The organism is Arthrobacter sp. ov407 (genome assembly GCF_900102895.1).
Classification (GTDB): domain Bacteria; phylum Actinomycetota; class Actinomycetes; order Actinomycetales; family Micrococcaceae; genus Arthrobacter.
On sequence record NZ_FNGD01000014.1, the window covers coordinates 1 to 15,858 of the forward strand.

14 protein-coding genes are annotated in these 15,858 nt (G+C 67.6%); 10 read left to right on the forward strand and 4 right to left on the reverse strand.

Annotated elements, in window-relative coordinates:
- Positions 1-299 (forward strand): IS30 family transposase (locus BLS42_RS16545; protein ID WP_143019223.1); only part of this gene is annotated, 299 nt, incomplete at its 5' end.
- 108 nt (positions 300-407) lie between these two features.
- Entirely contained in the window at positions 408-1,541 is a 1,134-nt protein-coding gene (locus BLS42_RS16550; RefSeq protein ID WP_090583133.1) for an LOG family protein, read from the forward strand.
- Between the two features lie 4 nt (positions 1,542-1,545).
- Here BLS42_RS16550 and BLS42_RS16555 read toward each other — a convergent pair whose 3' ends face one another.
- Entirely contained in the window at positions 1,546-2,505 is a 960-nt protein-coding gene (locus tag BLS42_RS16555; RefSeq protein ID WP_256336514.1) for a matrixin family metalloprotease, read from the reverse strand.
- A complete protein-coding gene (locus tag BLS42_RS16560; protein WP_371129600.1) occupies positions 2,505-3,698 on the reverse strand; it encodes a VIT1/CCC1 transporter family protein in 1,194 nt (397 codons plus the stop codon). The genes BLS42_RS16555 and BLS42_RS16560 overlap by 1 nt, the downstream gene beginning before the upstream one ends.
- A 261-nt stretch (positions 3,699-3,959) precedes the next feature.
- On the opposite strand from BLS42_RS16560, the gene BLS42_RS16565 reads away from it, so the two are divergent.
- Complete coding sequence (locus tag BLS42_RS16565; protein ID WP_090583138.1) at positions 3,960-4,196, forward strand: hypothetical protein; 237 nt, start codon at positions 3,960-3,962, stop codon at positions 4,194-4,196.
- A 96-nt stretch (positions 4,197-4,292) separates the two neighbouring features.
- Here BLS42_RS16565 and BLS42_RS16570 read toward each other — a convergent pair whose 3' ends face one another.
- The gene (locus tag BLS42_RS16570) at positions 4,293-5,816 is read right to left on the reverse strand and encodes a sodium:solute symporter family protein (protein ID WP_090583140.1); all 1,524 of its coding nucleotides are present in this window, start codon (positions 5,814-5,816) and stop codon (positions 4,293-4,295) included.
- Between the two features lie 280 nt (positions 5,817-6,096).
- Between BLS42_RS16570 and BLS42_RS16575 the strand changes: the two genes are divergently transcribed.
- Positions 6,097-6,672: a helix-turn-helix domain-containing protein gene (locus BLS42_RS16575; RefSeq protein ID WP_090583142.1), complete on the forward strand. Its 576-nt coding sequence runs from the start codon at positions 6,097-6,099 to the stop codon at positions 6,670-6,672.
- Positions 6,673-6,828: 156 nt separating this feature from the next.
- On the opposite strand, the gene BLS42_RS16580 is transcribed toward BLS42_RS16575, so the two are convergent.
- Entirely contained in the window at positions 6,829-7,656 is an 828-nt protein-coding gene (locus BLS42_RS16580; RefSeq protein WP_090583144.1) for a DUF559 domain-containing protein, read from the reverse strand.
- Between the two features lie 487 nt (positions 7,657-8,143).
- On the opposite strand from BLS42_RS16580, the gene BLS42_RS16585 reads away from it, so the two are divergent.
- The 6 genes from BLS42_RS16585 to BLS42_RS16610 all read left to right on the forward strand — a co-directional run bounded on the left by BLS42_RS16585 (position 8,144) and on the right by BLS42_RS16610 (position 15,700).
- The gene (locus BLS42_RS16585) at positions 8,144-9,565 is read left to right on the forward strand and encodes an ammonium transporter (RefSeq protein ID WP_090583146.1); all 1,422 of its coding nucleotides are present in this window, start codon (positions 8,144-8,146) and stop codon (positions 9,563-9,565) included.
- Positions 9,562-9,903 (forward strand): P-II family nitrogen regulator, encoded by a 342-nt coding sequence (locus BLS42_RS16590; RefSeq protein ID WP_090583148.1) that lies wholly within the window; start codon positions 9,562-9,564, stop codon positions 9,901-9,903. The genes BLS42_RS16585 and BLS42_RS16590 overlap by 4 nt, the downstream gene beginning before the upstream one ends.
- 92 nt (positions 9,904-9,995) lie before the next feature.
- Positions 9,996-11,075 carry an agmatinase gene (gene speB / locus BLS42_RS16595; protein WP_090583150.1) on the forward strand — a complete coding sequence of 360 codons (1,080 nt, stop codon included), beginning with the start codon at positions 9,996-9,998 and terminating at the stop codon, positions 11,073-11,075.
- Positions 11,072-12,736, forward strand: a complete 1,665-nt coding sequence (locus tag BLS42_RS16600) for a thiamine pyrophosphate-binding protein (protein ID WP_090583152.1) — start codon at positions 11,072-11,074, stop codon at positions 12,734-12,736. The genes speB and BLS42_RS16600 overlap by 4 nt, the downstream gene beginning before the upstream one ends.
- Before the next feature lie 239 nt (positions 12,737-12,975).
- Entirely contained in the window at positions 12,976-13,461 is a 486-nt protein-coding gene (locus BLS42_RS16605) for a MarR family winged helix-turn-helix transcriptional regulator (RefSeq protein WP_090583154.1), read from the forward strand.
- Positions 13,462-13,465: 4 nt separating this feature from the next.
- Complete coding sequence (locus BLS42_RS16610) at positions 13,466-15,700, forward strand: MDR family MFS transporter (protein WP_371129601.1); 2,235 nt, start codon at positions 13,466-13,468, stop codon at positions 15,698-15,700.
- The last annotated feature ends 158 nt before the right edge of the window (positions 15,701-15,858 follow it).

A 15,858-nucleotide genomic window follows, 5' to 3' on the forward strand; every position in this document is an offset into this window, starting at 1 on the left:
ACCTGCGCCGCTCGATCACCTGGGACCGCGGAACCGAACTCGCCGAGTATGACCGGATCCAGACCGCGCTCGACACCACGCTCTACTTCTGCGACCCGCACTCGCCCTGGCAGCGCGGGTCCAACGAGAACACCAACCGGCTCCTGAGGTTCTGGTTCGAGAAAGGCTCCGACCTCTCCGTCCACACCACGGAGGACCTCCGCCAGATCGCCGCGAAACTCAACCGCCGGCCCCGGCCCACCCTCAACCTGGAAACCCCGGCCAACCGGCTGAACCAGCTGCTGCAAGCGGCGGCTTAAACCCCGGCGTTGCTCCGACTCCTTGACTTTGCCCCCGGAATGGCCGCCAAAAGTGATAGCGCAACGGGGTTAAGGGATCGCGCCCCGGGCACGGTCTAGGCTGGCTCCATGAGTGCCGCCCGCAGTCTTCACCCCAGCCCCCGCACGTTGGAGGTCGAGAGCCTTGCCGGTTTCGACCGGCTGCTCGCAGCCGGGGCGCGCAGCATGCACGGCTGGCATGTCCAGTCGTTGGACCTGCGGGACCGCCGGGCACAGCTGGAGGCACTGGAGGTCCAAGGCGCGGTCTTCCTGGGCTGCACGTTTGACCACGGCGTGGAGGATTCGCTGCGCAGCCGGGGGGCCCTGATCTTTCCCCGGCTCACGGCCGTACCGTTCAACCCCTACCGCGGCCAGCTGTACACGCCGCAGGAACTCTATGCCGGGATCGCCACGTCGCCCTACGAAGAGACGCTCGACGCGCAGGTGTACCAGTGGAGCATCCGGCCGGGCCAGCGCCACCGCCTCGATGCGACACTGGCCGCCGCCCTGCATGACCACTCGATCGGCGTGGCCCTCGACGAGCTGACCGGCACCTTTCTCCGCGCCGGCCGCACGATGGTGGGGGTCATGGGCGGCCATATTGCCCCCCGCGGCACGGCCGTCTTTGAAGAAGCTGCCCAGCTGGGCCGGCTGCTGGCCCGGAGCAACCGGGTGGTTGCGACCGGCGGCGGACCCGGGGCGATGGAGGCCGCCAACCTCGGCGCTTTTCTCAGCGAGGTCCCCGAACCCGATTTCCGGCGGGCCCTGGCCCACCTCGCGGTGGTGCCGTCCTTCCGCCCCTCGGTGTCCGCCTGGGCGCGGGCGGCCGCGGCAGTCGCCCAACGCCACCCGGAGGGTACGCCGTCGCTGGGGATTCCCACGTGGTTCTACGGTCATGAGCCGCCCAACTTCTTCGCCACCCACGTGGCCAAGTACTTCGCGAATGCCATCCGGGAAGCCATCCTGCTCGAACTGTGCAACGGCGGAATTGTCTTTCTGCCGGGATCCGGCGGCACGATCCAGGAGATCTTCCAGGACGCCTGCGAGAACTACTACGGCGCTCCGGAAACCGTGACTCCCATGGTCCTGATGGGACGCGAGCACTGGCTGCGGCGATTCCCGGCATGGCCCCTGCTGCAGAGCCTGGCGTCCGGCCGCCGGATGGAGGGACGGATTTTCCTGGTCGATACCGTGGAAGAAGCCCTCGAAGCGCTAGAACGCTAGCCGGTCAGAGATCCGTGCGGCACTGGGCGTGGCCGAGCTCGTAGAGCCCGTTCAGGTCGCCGTCGGCAAGCCCGTCCGGGGCCCCGATCTCCGGGTACATCAGCTGGGCTCGGTCATCGACATGCTCCAGACCCATCACATGGCCGAGTTCGTGCAGGATCACGGCCGTGGCATAGGCCGCACCCTCGGCCCGGTCCAGGTCTTCCGCGATTTGCGGGGCATCCAGTTCCAGGCTGCCGGTGACGAAGCTCTTCGGACCGTCGTCGAAACTGAAGTGGGTGCTGCCGCCGGTGCCGATCACCGGGCCTTTGAGCTGCGGGGCCTGCTCCGGCGTGGTCCAGGCGATCAGCAGCGGCGCCCACCGGTCCCCGTAAAGATTCTTCTGGTAGGGCGCACGTGTTGGCGAGGACTCCTCGGACGTGGGGCCGTCGTTGATGAATGTGATCCCGGTGGCCTCAGAGATCGTCCGGATGGAGTCCTCCACGAGCCGCTCGGCACCTTTCGGGGCCAGGGTTGCATTGATGACGTAGTGCAGCGGCCGGCACGGCGAGTAGCCGACCGGAGTGCCGTCGTCGTTCGTTGCGAGGAACTTGTAGGAGGTGCTGGCGGCCTCCGGTTTCCGCGGCGTGCCGAGAGGGTGGTCCTGCTCCTCGAGCCCGGGCGGGGGAGTGTCCGTCCGGTCCCCTCCCGCCGGCACCGCGGGCTGGCCGGACTCCTGGCCGGATGCCTGCCCGGACTGTGGCGCCGCCGGCAGGGCACGGCCTGCGTTGTTCGCTGCGTTGTGCCCTGTTCCGCGGGAGACCTCGAAGAGGCCCGTGAACCGGGGATCGCCGTAGACGAGTCCGGCCGTGAGGAAGGCTCCGCCGGCGATCACTGCGGCGGCGGCAAGGTTCCTGACAATCCGCAGGGCGCTGCGGGAACGGCTGTGCCGCGGCCCGCGGTCCCGAAAAACAGGGCCGGCCACTAGCCAACCACGGCGCCAAAGGCCATGCCCAGCAAGTAAGTCACGCCGGCGGCGCCCATGCCGATGGCCAGTTGGCGGAGGCCGCGGGTGGCGGGCGACGTGCCGGAGAGCAGGCCCACGACGCCGCCGGTGACCAGGAGCGCCAGGCCCACGAGGACGGCCGAGGCCCCCAGGGCCGCGATGCCGGTCATGCCCAGCAGGAACGGGATGATGGGCACGATCGCGCCGGAGGCAAAGAAACAGAAGCTCGACGCCGCCGCGCCCCAGGCGGTGCCGACCGCCTCGTGCTGGTCCTCACTTTCGGGCAGCTCGGGCCGCAGCGACAGGCTGGGGTCGCAGTCGCAGTCCAGCAGGCCCATCCGCTCCGCGACGCGGTGTTCCGCGGCCTCCCGGGACATGCCGCGGGCCAGGTAGACGAGCAGGAGTTCGTTGTGCTCGATATCCAGCAGCGGCGCCACCGCCAACGTGATCTGGGTGGGACGGGTCGCTGCGAGGAGTTCCCGCTGTGAGCGCACGGAAATGAATTCGCCGGCCCCCATGGACAGTGCACCGGCCAGCAGCCCTGCGACGCCGCTGAGGAGTACCACCTGGCTTCCCACGCCCGAGGCCGCCATGCCCATGACGAGGGACAGGTTGCTGACCAGCCCGTCGTTGGCGCCGAAGACGGCGGCCCGGAACGTTCCCGCCAGGCGGTTGCGGCCCCGGGTGGCCAGTCCGCGGACCACTTCTTCATGGATCTGCTCATCGGCGACCATGGCGGGCGTGGCGAAGGTTTCAGTGGCATAGGGGGAGCGGCTCTCCGCCCGCTGGGCCAGGGCCAGGACGAAGACCGAGCCGAAGTGCCGGGCCAGGAAACCCAGGAACCGGCTCCGCAGTGAGGCATGCCGGTTCTTGCCGGCGTGCTCGCCGAGTAACTGGAGCCAGTGCGCCTCATGGCGTCCCTCGGCCTCGGCCAGCGCCAGCAAGATGGCGCGCTCCTCGCCTGAACGGTTCTGCGCCAGGTCCCGGTAGACGGCCGCCTCGGCACGCTCATCGGCGAGATACTGGCGCCAGCGCTTGATGTCAGCGGCGGTGGGATCTGAGCTGGGTGCCGAGGTTGGTGCGGTGGCGGGAGTCGCGTCGGGGGCAGTGGAGGCGTGTGCCGGGTGTTGCTGCGAAGAATCGTCGCGGTCCGATTCGGTGTGCTGAGACACGAAAAACTCCTGGGTTTGGTCGGGCATGGTCCGGCCCCATTGCGACTCCAGAGTACCCCGTAATTCCGCGCTTTTCAGGCTGGCGATCCTCAGCGGAAAGTTTAGGGAGGCCGTAACTGCCCTGCCGTGGCGGAGCCGTCCCAAGCTACTTTCCGGCAGCAATTGTGAGCCCTTGACCGTCCGTGTGCACGGTGTTCGAATGAAACCCAAGGGCGGGCTCCCCGGGGCTTGCCGCCACCGAAGCCGCACGGAGGTTGCGCCATGGATAGCACAGCATCACATCCCATCCAGCCGGCCCGGGAGTCACTCGAGTCCGATCCCGCTTACGACTACGCCGAGGACGCCCCCGTCAGTGATGCCGCGGAGAGCGAGGACGAGGAGCTTCTCGAAGAGGCAGACCGGCTCGTGCCCCTGGACGCGGACGACTTCCTGGGCGACGAGAAGCCGGTAGTACCTCTGGAAGCGGAAGAATTCCTTGAGCCTGAAGAGAATGAGTGATTCGCCAAAGGCCTTAAAGTCCGACGGCGGTGCCTCCCCCCGCGAAGGGGAGGCACCGCCGTCGAACTTAACCCGCGGAAACTAAACCAGCAGGACCTAGTGCGCCGGAACGGAAATGTGTTCGCCCTCGGCTGCCTCGCCGGCAACCCGCCGCTGCCAATTCTTCATGACGGCGGAATCCGTCGGCTTGGTCAGCAGGGACACGACGATGTAGACGACCGCGGAGGCCGCGAGGCCGTAGTAGATCGGCTCGTTGGCGTAAATGCCGTCCAGCGGTACCTCGGCGTTGATTTCCAGGACGATCATGGTGCCGAGCGTGATGACCGTGCCGACCGCCATGGAGGCGGCGGCGGCCACACCGGTGCCGCGCTTCCAGACCAGGCCGCCGAGGATGGCCACGAGCAGGCCGCCGACAAGGATGTCGTAGGCAATGGTCAGGGCGGCGACGACGTCCTTGGTGATGATGGCGATGACGATCGCCACGATGCCAAGGCCTAGGACCCACATGCGGTTGGCCTTGACGTCGTGCTCGGGATTGTCAGTGTCATCGGTGTTGATGATCTTGCCGAACCAGCCGGCGACGAACGGAACCACATCGGCGCGGGCCACGGTGGCGGCCGCGATCAAGGCGCCGGAGGCGGTGGACATCATGGCGGCGACGGCGGCGGCGAGCACGAGGCCGCCGATGCCGATGGGCAGCAGGTGGGTGGCGACCTCGGCGTAGACAACGTCCTTGCCCAAGGCCTTGACGTCGATGTTCGGCAGCGCGACGCGGGCGCCGAGGCCGATCAGGGCGCCCGCAGCGCCGTAGAGGATGCAGTAGACACCTGCGGTGGCGCCGCCCCAGCGGGCAACAGTTGGCGTCTTGGCGGTGAAGACGCGCTGCCAGATGTCCTGGCCGATCAGCAGGCCGAGGGTGTAGACCACGAAGTAGGTGATGATGGTCTGGATCCCGATGCCGTCAATCTGGAAGAAGCTGGCGTCCACGCGGGCTCGGATCCCGTCGAGGCCGCCGGCGGCGTTGAGCGTGAACGGCAGCATCAGCACGAAGATGCCGACGGTCTTGATGACGAACTGGACCTGGTCGGCCAGGGTGATGGACCACATACCGCCGATGGTCGAGTAGACCAGCACGATCGAACCGCCGACGGCGATGGCGAGAGCACGGTCCCAGCCGAAGAGCACCACGAAAATGGTGGCGTAGGCGCTGGTGGAGGTGGCGCACAACATCAGCGTGTAGGCAAGCATGACGATGCCGGAGGTCTGCGTGGACTTGCTGCCGTAGCGCAGGGTCAGCATCTGCGAGACCGTGTAGATCTTCAGTTTCTGAATAGTGGGGGCGAAGAGCAGGCTCAGCAGCAGCACACCGGCGCCGATCGCGACCACGAGCCACATGCCGGAGATGCCGAACTTGTAGCCGAGGCCGACGCCGCCGACGGTCGAGGCGCCGCCGAGCACGACGGCGGCCATCGTGCCTGTGTAGAGGAACGGCCCCAGACGGCGGCCGGCGACCAGGAAGTCGCTATTGTTCTTGGTGCGGGACTTGCCCCACCAACCGAACGCCAACATGGCGGCCAGGTACACCACCACAATGGCGATGTTGACGAAATTTGCTTCCATTAGGGCTCCTTGGAGCTGATTGGCAGCGGATGCGGGCATTGCCGGGACCCAACAGTGCGTTCGACAAGTCTGCTGCTGCGTGAAGTGGTTGGAGGAGGATGTCCGTCGGAACCTCCGGTATTGCCTAATAGGCAACACATGTTGCCAAGAAGAATATGTTGTGACCCCGGTAACAGTCAAGGCGCGGTACGTACCGCCGCGCATCCGCGTCACGAAGGCCCGCTCCCGCTAGGATTGCTCCAATGATGGGGCCGAGCGGCCGGCCGTGAAAGGTTCCTAAATGAAGGCTCTACCAGTTGAACCGAGCAATGTACCCGTTGCCATCGGTTCCCGGATCCGCGCCGCCCGGCAGTCCCAGCGGCTCACCATTGAACAGGTCGCAGACGCCACCGGGCTCACCAAGGGATTCCTCAGCCGGGTTGAGCGGGACCTCACCTCGCCCTCGGTCGCCTCCCTGGTGACGCTGTGCCAGGTGCTGTCCATCTCGATCGGCGACCTCTTTGCCGCCCCTGAAACGCACCTCACGAAGCGGAACGAAGGACCCCGGATCTCCCTTGGCGGCGAGGGGATCGTCGAGCGGCTGCTGACCGCGCGCTCCGAGCGCCGCGTCCAGATCATCCAGGCTGTGATCGAGCCGCGCGGGCGCGGCGAGTCCGAACTCTATGCCGTGGACTGCGATGTCGACGTCCTGCATGTGGTCAAGGGGAGCATCCGGCTGATCCTCACCAATGAGCAATTCGAGCTCAGCACTGGGGACACCGTGACGTTCCCCGGCCGGGAACCCCACACCTGGGTCAATCCCACGGACGACGCCGTCGAGGTGCTGTGGGTGCTGGTTCCCGCCGCCAGCCGCTAGCCTCCCGCGGGGCCGGCCCGCCTGCCTTCCGCTGCCAGGCTGCCTGCCGCTGCGCTCCTTCCCGGTTGCTAAGCAGACGAGGGCTGCGGGCTGGTGCCCAGTCCCGGAATCTAGCGGGCGATCCGGCGTGTGCCCGGAGGCAAGTGGGCGGGAACGTCACGGAGCGCTGCGCGGGGTCCGGCCCAGCACGGCTCGAATTTCAGCAATGACACGCTCCGGCTCAAACCAGATGTGCTCCGGCATGTACCTCAGCACGGCAAACCCGTTGACGGTGGAGGCGTTGTTGCGTCCCAGATCCCGGCGCATGGCCTCGCGGTTGGAGTGGAATGCGTAGCCGTCCACTTCCACGATGAGGAATCCCTCAATCAGGAAGTCGACCCGGCCGATTCCCGGGAGTTGGACTTGGCTGTCGAAGCCGATTCGGTTTGCCTTGAAGAGATGCTGGGCATCGACCTCCACGATTGACTCGGCGCGTAAATCCAGCTGCCGCAGGGCCTGGAGTGCCGGACCCGACCGGTCGCCGATGAGCTGGGCCTTCAGCAATTCGAGGGGAATGCCATGCAAGCGCATGGCCGATGTCGCCAGGGCTGTTGAAGCGGGCGGCCTCAAACACGACAGGGCATGCAGCGTAACGTCCTCGACCGCGGCCACTGGCAGCTGGGCAGGGCCATCGAACCTGATGGTCCGGTGCCGGATGAAGCCGGTTCCGTGGCCGTGGTTGCAGGCCAAATGATGCTGGGCCGGGACTTCTCTAAGCCAGAGGCCGTAGTGCGCGGCCGCACTGGCGCAAGTGACGCGGGCATTGTGCCGAATGGCCGCCGCGAGCTCCGGCTGGCACTCGGGGAGCATGAACACTCCTCGCCTGGGTTGGCCCGCCCCCGCCCTCGTCAGCCCGGCGATGTCCGTCCGGGAGTATCCCGCGGCCAAAAACTGGCCGGTACGGGCGACTCCGCCGAGTTGTGCAAGGTAGTTGATGGCGTCCATGTCGCCAGTCCACAGGGTCGGCCTGGACCGCGGAAGGCGGCAATGGGGCTATGTGGGCATTGGGCTGTGCTGGATTGATCTGTGCTGGCAAATCGGCTGTTTGGGTCGGCTGTTTGCGCACCCATCGGCGGGCGCTGGCTGCGTTCCTTCCCGGTTGCCTACCGCGGGGGCGGCTCCGTGGCCGGCAAAAACACTGAATCCCGGGGCGGGCCTGGGGTGGGCGTGGAAGCAACTGGGAAGGAACATCGGCCGGCCGCTTACCAGGGAGGTGTGGACGGTGAGGTTTACGTCACATGCCGGAAATCTGCCGGAAACGGCAAATTAATGCCCGGGGCCGTCGCGTAACGTGCCGGCAAGAATCGGAAGGCCTTCCCGAAACACGCCGTGGGTAGCGTCATCTGCGGGGGGACGTACAACAGTCCCAAAACCAACGTGGTCTCGCCGAATCGGCGCCTCGGAGCGCCGGCACTCGAGGAAGGCTCCCGCTATGAAATTCTCTGTGCTTGCAGTAGGAATGGCAGTAGATCCGCAGGTCCTTGACCCCGGATCGACCGCGTGGATGCTCACGGCGTCCGCCCTCGTTCTCCTGATGACCCCCGGGCTTGCGTTCTTCTACGGCGGGCTCGTAAGGATGAAGTCCGTCCTCAACATCATGATGATGAGCTTCGGCGCCATGGGCGTGGTGGCCGTCGTCTGGGCCCTGTGGGGCTACGGACTGGCCTTCGGCCCGGATGCGTTGGGCGGATTCGTCGGGGATCCCTTCACTAATTTCGGCCTGAGCGGGCTGACCACCAGCATCGGCACCAAGGCGCCAGGCCTGCCGGACATGATATTCGTCGGCTTCCAGGCCACGTTCGCCATCATCACGGTCGCACTGATCAGCGGGGCGGTGGCCGAACGCGTCAGGTTCGGGCCCTGGCTGCTCTTTGCCGCCCTCTGGGTCACACTCGTCTACGCGCCGATCGCGCACTGGGTCTGGGGCGGCGGCCTCTTCGGGCCCACCGGCATCATCGGCAGCAAGATCTCGGCCCTCGATTTCGCCGGCGGTACGGTCGTACACATGAACGCCGGAATAGCCGGGCTCATGCTGGCGGTGGTTCTGGGCAAGCGGCTCGGCTTCATGAAAGACCCCAACATCCGCCCGCACAACCTGCCGTTCGTCATGCTCGGCGCAGGGCTGCTCTGGTTCGGCTGGTTCGGCTTCAACGCCGGCTCGGAACTCGCCGCTGACGCCACGGCCGCCCTGGCCTGGACCAACACGCTGCTTGCCACCAGCGCGGCCCTGCTGGGCTGGCTGCTCGTGGAGCGGCTGCGCGACGGGCATGCCACCTCGCTCGGGGCCGCCTCGGGTGCCGTCGCGGGACTGGTGGCAGTCACCCCGGCCTGCGGATTCATCGATCCCGTCGGGGCAATCCTGATCGGCACGATCGCCGGAGTCGTCTGCGCGCTCGCCGTCGGGCTGAAGTTCAAGATCGGACTCGACGACTCCCTGGACGTCGTGGCTGTGCACTTCGTTGGCGGCCTGTGGGGGACCCTGGCCCTCGGATTCTTCGCACTTCCGTCCGCCAAGACCGCCGGCGGCCTCTTCTACGGCGGCGGCCTGTCACAGTTCTGGCCACAGATCCTCACTGCGCTCATTGTCACGGCATGGAGCGCCGCCATGACCTTGCTGATCGGCTTCGCGATCCACAAGAGCATCGGCATGCGCGTTTCCGAGGCCGACGAGCTCTCGGGCATCGACGTGACGGAGCACGCCGAAACAGCGTACGAACTCCTCATGGTCGGCGGCAGCTTCCACCCCGGCGACCCGCATGCCAGGGCCGATGCCGCCCAGGCCGGAGCCGAAGCTCAGGCCGAAGCCCACGCCCAGCCTGAAGGTGAGGCCGCCCGCGGCAGGGTGTCGTCATGAAGCTCGTCACGGCCATTGTGCGGCCGGAGCGGGTTGACGCCGTCAGTGCGGCCTTGGAGCGGTCCGGAGTCAACGGCCTGACCGTGAGCCAGGCCAGCGGCTACGGCCGGCAGCGGGGCCACACCGAGGTGTACCGGGGTGCCGAGTACAGCTCGGACCTGCTGCCCAAGGTGCGGCTGGAAGTCCTAGTCAACGAGGACGCCCTCGGCGCCGTCATGGCCGCTATTGAAGAGGGCGGACGCACGGGCCACTTCGGTGACGGCAAGATCTGGATTATTGACGTGCGCGACGCCGTCCGCGTCCGGACGGGGGAGCGGGGCGCCTCGGCCATCGCGTGAGGTGCTTGGTAAACAAATGATGCGCAATGCGAAACTCCGAGTGTATGATGGCTGTCACAACCGTCGGTCAATCCTCGAAGGAGAGGCTTCTTTTGGAAGAGCTGCGCATCGAGGCCAATGGCAACCTTGGCCCCATCGATTCATCCCGCTTCCCACGCTACGCCGGGGCCGCCACGTATGCCCGCCTGCCGCGCCTGGATCAGGTGGCCAAGGCAGACGTCACGGTGGTCGGCGTGCCGTTCGACTCCGGCGTCTCCTACCGCCCCGGCGCCCGCTTCGGGGCCAACCACATCCGCGAGGCCAGCCGCCTGCTGCGGCCGTACAACCCGGCGTGGGACGTCAGCCCCTTCGAGAACATCCAGGTTGCCGACGCCGGCGACATGGCCGTCAACCCGTTCAACATCAACGACGCCATCGAAACCATCCAGCAGAACGCCCTGGACCTGACGGCCTCCGGCAGCAAGCTGCTGACCCTCGGCGGCGACCACACCATCGCCCTGCCGCTGCTGCGCGCCGCCGCCGAGCGCGCCGGCGGCCCCATTGCCATGCTGCACTTCGATGCGCACCTGGACACCTGGGACACCTACTTCGGCGCCGAGTACACCCACGGCACACCCTTCCGCCGCGCCGTCGAGGAAGGCATCCTGGACACCGAGGCCATCAGCCACATCGGCACCCGCGGTCCGCTCTACGGCAAGAAGGACCTCGACGACGACCACCGCTTCGGCTTCGGCATTGTCACGTCGGCGGATGTCTACTACCAGGGCGTCCTGGAGACGGTGGCCAAGGTCCGGGACCGGATCGGGAACCGCCCGCTCTACATTTCGGTGGACATCGACGTCCTTGACCCCGCGCACGCGCCGGGTACCGGCACGCCGGAAGCCGGCGGCATCACGAGCCGCGAACTGCTGGAAATCATCCGCGGTTTCCGCGGCATGAACCTCGTCGGGGCCGACGTCGTCGAGGTTGCCCCGGCGTACGACCACGCCGAGATCACCGGCGTGGCGGCAAGCCATGTCGCCTACGAGCTCGTGACCCTGATGGCGGACCGCGCCGTCGAAGGCGATCGCTTCGGCGCCCCGAACGGCTACGCGGCCCAGGCCCTCGGCCAGGAATCCCGCCGCCCGGCCGGCTTCGGCTCCCCTGTGGCTTCGCCGGTGGCTTCGCGATGACCGGCGTGCGCAACGGCGGAGACCTCGTCGTCGAGACCCTTGAGGCGCTCGGTGCCAAGACGGTCTTTGGCATCCCGGGCCAGCACGCCCTGGGCCTGTTCGACGCGATGGGCCGCGGAAACCTGCACTTTGTCTCCTCCCGGGTCGAGAACAACTCGGCCTTCGCCGCGGACGGCTACTCCCGCGCCACCGGCGAGGTCGGCGTGCTGTTCCTGTCCACCGGCCCGGGCGCGCTCACGTCCCTGGCCGGGCTGCAGGAGGCCTACGCCACCGGCGTGCCCATGGTGGTCGTGGCGAGCCAGATCCCGCTCGATGGCCTCGGCGCGCGCCGCAAGGGAATGCTCCACCAGCTCGATGACCAGAAGGCCTCGGCCGCGAACGTCACCAAGTCCCAGCGGCTGATCCAGCACGCCTCCGGCATCCCCTCTGCCATCCAGGACGCCTGGACCGAGGCGATCTCCTCGCCGCAGGGTCCGGTCTGGCTGGAAATTCCGCAGAACGTGCTGCTGGACCCCATCATGGTGCCTCCCGTGGAGGACGCCCTGGCCGAGGCCGCGGACAACCCGCCCCGCGTGGAGCTGGTCCGCGAAGCCGTCAAGTGGCTCTCGACGGCGGAACGTCCTGCCATCATCGCCGGCGGCGGCACCCGCCGCGGCCGGGCCGAGAAGTCGCTGCTCTCGATTGCCGAGAAGCTGCGCGCGCCGGTGATCTGCACGCCGGGCGGCAATGGCGCGTTCCCGTGGAACCATGAGCTCTCGCTGCAGTCCTGGATCGAGGACCAGTACATGACGGAGGTGCTCGAGGACGCCGACGTGCTGATCGTCATCGGCTCCTCCCTGGGCGAGGTCACCTCGAACTACTTCACCTTTGAACCGCGCGGCCGGATCATCCAGATCGACGCCGAGCCCCGGGTCCTGGAGTCCAACCGTCCCGGTCTGGGCATCCGCGCCGACGCCGGCCAGGCCCTCGCCGCCCTCGACGAGGCCCTGACCGAGCCGCACGGCGAACGCGCCGACTGGCACGGCACCTCTCCCGAAGCCCTGGTCAAGGACACCCTGGCCAAGGTCACGGCCCGGCTCGAGTCCCAGGACCTCGGCAAGGAACTGAAGTTCATGGCCGACATCCGCGAGGCCGTTCCCGCGGCGATGCAGACGTTCTGGGACATGACCATCTCTGCCTACTGGGGCTGGAGCTGCTGGGACGCCCGCGAGGGCCAGTTCCACTCCGCGCAGGGCGCCGGCGGACTGGGCTACGGCTTCCCCGCGGCGATCGGCGGCGCCGTCGGGCTCGAAACCACCGGCACGCCCGGCGGTTCGGCCCGGGTGCTGGCCGTTTCCGGCGACGGCTCGGCCATGTACTCCATCTCCGAGCTCGCCACCGCCAAGCAGCACAACGTCCCGGTCACCTGGCTGATCGTGGACGACGGCGGCTACGGCATCCTGCGCGAATATATGGTGGGCGCCTTCGGCAAGGCCACGGCCACTGAGCTCGCCCGGCCCGACTTCGTCAAGCTGGCCGAATCCTTCGGCGTCCCGGCCGTCCGGGTGGCCCCCGAGGACGTCGGGGACGCCCTGAAGGCCGGCTTCGCGGCGGACGGACCCAACGTCGTCGTCGTCGAAACGCTGCTCCAGATGTTCGGCCCCACCCACCTGGCCACGTAGCCGGCCCGGGCGACACCGCCCAAAACAGCAAAGCACAACACAGCGGACCGGCCGGGTCTGCCCCTCACCGTGAGGGGCGGACCCGGCCGGTCCGCGTTTTTATTTAAGCGCCTGTACTTAAGCGCCCTTTGAGCGCCCTTCTGGGGCCGCGGGGCACCCCCCCACGAGAGAGTTAGTTTCCCGAAGTAACCAATTTAGTATATAGTTGCCTAGGGCAAACATAAAGAGGGGTCTCCGACATGTCAGTTGAATCCAACGCTGCAGCCAAACTCGTCTACCAGATCTTCGACCTCCAGCGCGCGGTCCGCTGCGTTGCTGCCGCCAGCCTGCGCGGCCAGGACACCGGAGTGGCGCTTCAGGGCGTTCTTCGCTTTGTGGGGGAGGGCGAGTCCCGGGCCACGCATCTTGCGGAGCGGCTCGGCGTCAGCGCACCTGTCCTTAGCCGGCACATCGCCGATCTCGAAGAGCACGGTTATGTGGTGCGCCGGCCGGACCCCGAGGACGGCCGCGCCCAGCTGATCGCCCTGTCTGCCTCCGGCGCGGAGAAACTGCGCGTCATCGAGGACCAGCGCACGGCCACCATCCAGGGCCTGCTGCAGGACTGGAGCCAGGACGACGTCGAACTGACGGCGCGCACCCTCGAAAAACTTGCTGAGTCCCTCAGGACCTCAGCCCGGGCAACGACGGCCGGATCCACGAATACGACCGAAATTGTTAAGGAGTAGATATATGGCTAGCCACGCCGCCGCCACGGGACCGGACACTGCGCCGTTGAACACGGCCCCGTCGGACCTTCCGCCGAGGGCGCCCCGCGCATCCCAGCCCGCCGCAGAACCTGCGGCGATGACCCACCGCCAGATCATGGAGGCCCTCACCGGGCTGCTGGCGGCGTTCTTCACCGCCATCCTGAGCAGCACGATCGTTGCCAACGCGCTGCCCACCATCATGTCCGATCTCAATGGCACCCAGACGGACTTCGCCTGGGTGATCACGGCCGCGCTCCTGGCCAACGCGGCCACCACGCCGATCTGGGGCAAGCTGGCGGACCTCTTCAACAAGAAGATCCTCGTCCAGTTGAGCATCGTGATCTTCGTGGCCGGCTCCGTCATGGCCGGCCTGTCCGAGACCATCCCGCTGCTGCTGACCGCCCGCGTCATCCAGGGCATCGCCATGGGCGGCCTCACCGCCTTGGCCCAGGCCATCATCGGCTCCATGATCCCGCCGCGCGACCGCGGTAAATACTCCGGCTACATGGGCGGCGTCATGGCCGTGGGCACCGCCGGCGGTCCGCTGCTCGGCGGCTTCATTGTTGACAGCCCGCTGGGCTGGCGCTGGACCTTCTTCGTCTGCGTCCCGCTCGCGGTGGTCGCGCTCATCCTGCTGCAGGTCACCTTGAAGATCAAGCACGTCAAGCGCCCCGCGAAGATCGACTGGCTCGGCTCCATCCTGTTGACCTCCGGCGTGAGCCTGCTGCTCATCTGGGTTTCCTTCGCTGGCAACCCGGACTACTACGACTGGTGGTCGTGGCAGTCAGTCGCCATGGTGGGCGGGGGCGTCCTGCTCCTGGGCCTGCTGGTGCTGGTGGAATCCCGGGTAGCCCAGCCCATCATCCCGCTCAAGATCATCTCGGAGCGGACCACCGCCCTCGCGATCCTCGCCTCGGTGGCCGTCGGCGTGGGCATGTTCGGCTCTTCGACGTTCCTTGGCCAGTACTTCCAGGTGGCACGCGGTGCCACCCCCACTGAGGCCGGCCTGCTCACGCTGCCCATGATCGCGGGCAACCTGCTCGGTTCGGTCGCCTCGGGCATGCTCATCAGCCGCACCGGCAAGTGGAAGCGCTACCTGGTGGCCGGCGCCATCCTGCTGATCGGTGGCCTCGGCCTGGCCGGCACCATGGACCACACCACTGACCTGTGGCTGACCGGTATCTACACGGCCATCCTCGGCGTCGGCCTGGGCCTGCTGATGCAGAACCTCGTGCTCGCCGTCCAGAACACGGTCCAGGCCAAGGACATCGGCACGGCCAGCGCCTCAGTTGCCTTCTTCCGGTCCGTCGGCGGAGCAATCGGCGTCTCGGTCCTTGGCGCCGTGCTGGGCAACCGGGTCAAGGAGCTCGTCGTGGAGGGGCTCGCGTCCGCCGGAATCCACGTCCCGGCCGGATCTGCCGGTGCCAGCATGGACCTCAAAGACATGCCCGCACCGATCCGCAACATCATGCGGGCCGCCTACGGTGACGCGATCGCTGAGGTCTTCCTGATCTCCGCCATCATCGGCCTCGTGGCGCTGGTTGCCATCCTGTTCATCAAGGAACGCCCGCTGCGTCGCACCGTCGATGTCCGGCCGGAGACCGCCGGGGAGGCCGGGGACGCCGTCACCGACGCCGCTGTGGCCGCCGCCGGTGGCGCCACCGCGACGGCTTTAGGAAACAACCGGAACGACGTCGTCAAGGCAGTTTCTTCCGCCGGCGAAACCGGCATCGTGGACCTGGACCGGGAATTCATCGAGGTGCTCAGCCGGGAGCGCGCCGAATCCCGCTTCCCCGATGCCGCCCGCCGGGATGCCGACCTCGGCTTCAGGGCCAGCGTTGGCTCCGGCCAAGATTCCGGTCCGGGGGAGTTCGGCCCCGAGTCCGGTGCCGCGGAGTTCGGTGCGGACCGGGCGGCCGGGAGGGAGGGCGGCCGCCAGCGGTCCCGGACCTTGGTGGCCGAGAACCGGCCCGAGGCAGCCGACGTCGTACCCGTGCTGCTGCAGACCCAGCAGCTACTGGCCGAGCAGCAGTTGCTGCTGGCGGACGCGCTGCGCGCTGTGCACGAGCAGGCTTCGGAGCAGCGTGCGGTCGCCGCGGAGCAGGCCCGTGTTGCCGAAGAGCTCACGGCCCTGCGCCGGCAGCTTGCCAAACAGCGCAAGATGCAGCGCGCGGCTGCCGACTACATCGCAACCCACGGCCGGCACCGCACCGACTAGCGCCGGCTCACGTCGTCGGACCGTCTAGCGGAACCCAGAGGCCCCGCGGCCGCCCAAGCGCAGCCGCGGGCCTCTGTGCAGCTGCGGGGTCTCTGCGCAGCCGCGGGGCTTCTGCGGAGCCGCGGGGCCTCTGCGCTGCCTGCGCTTGCGCAGTAGGT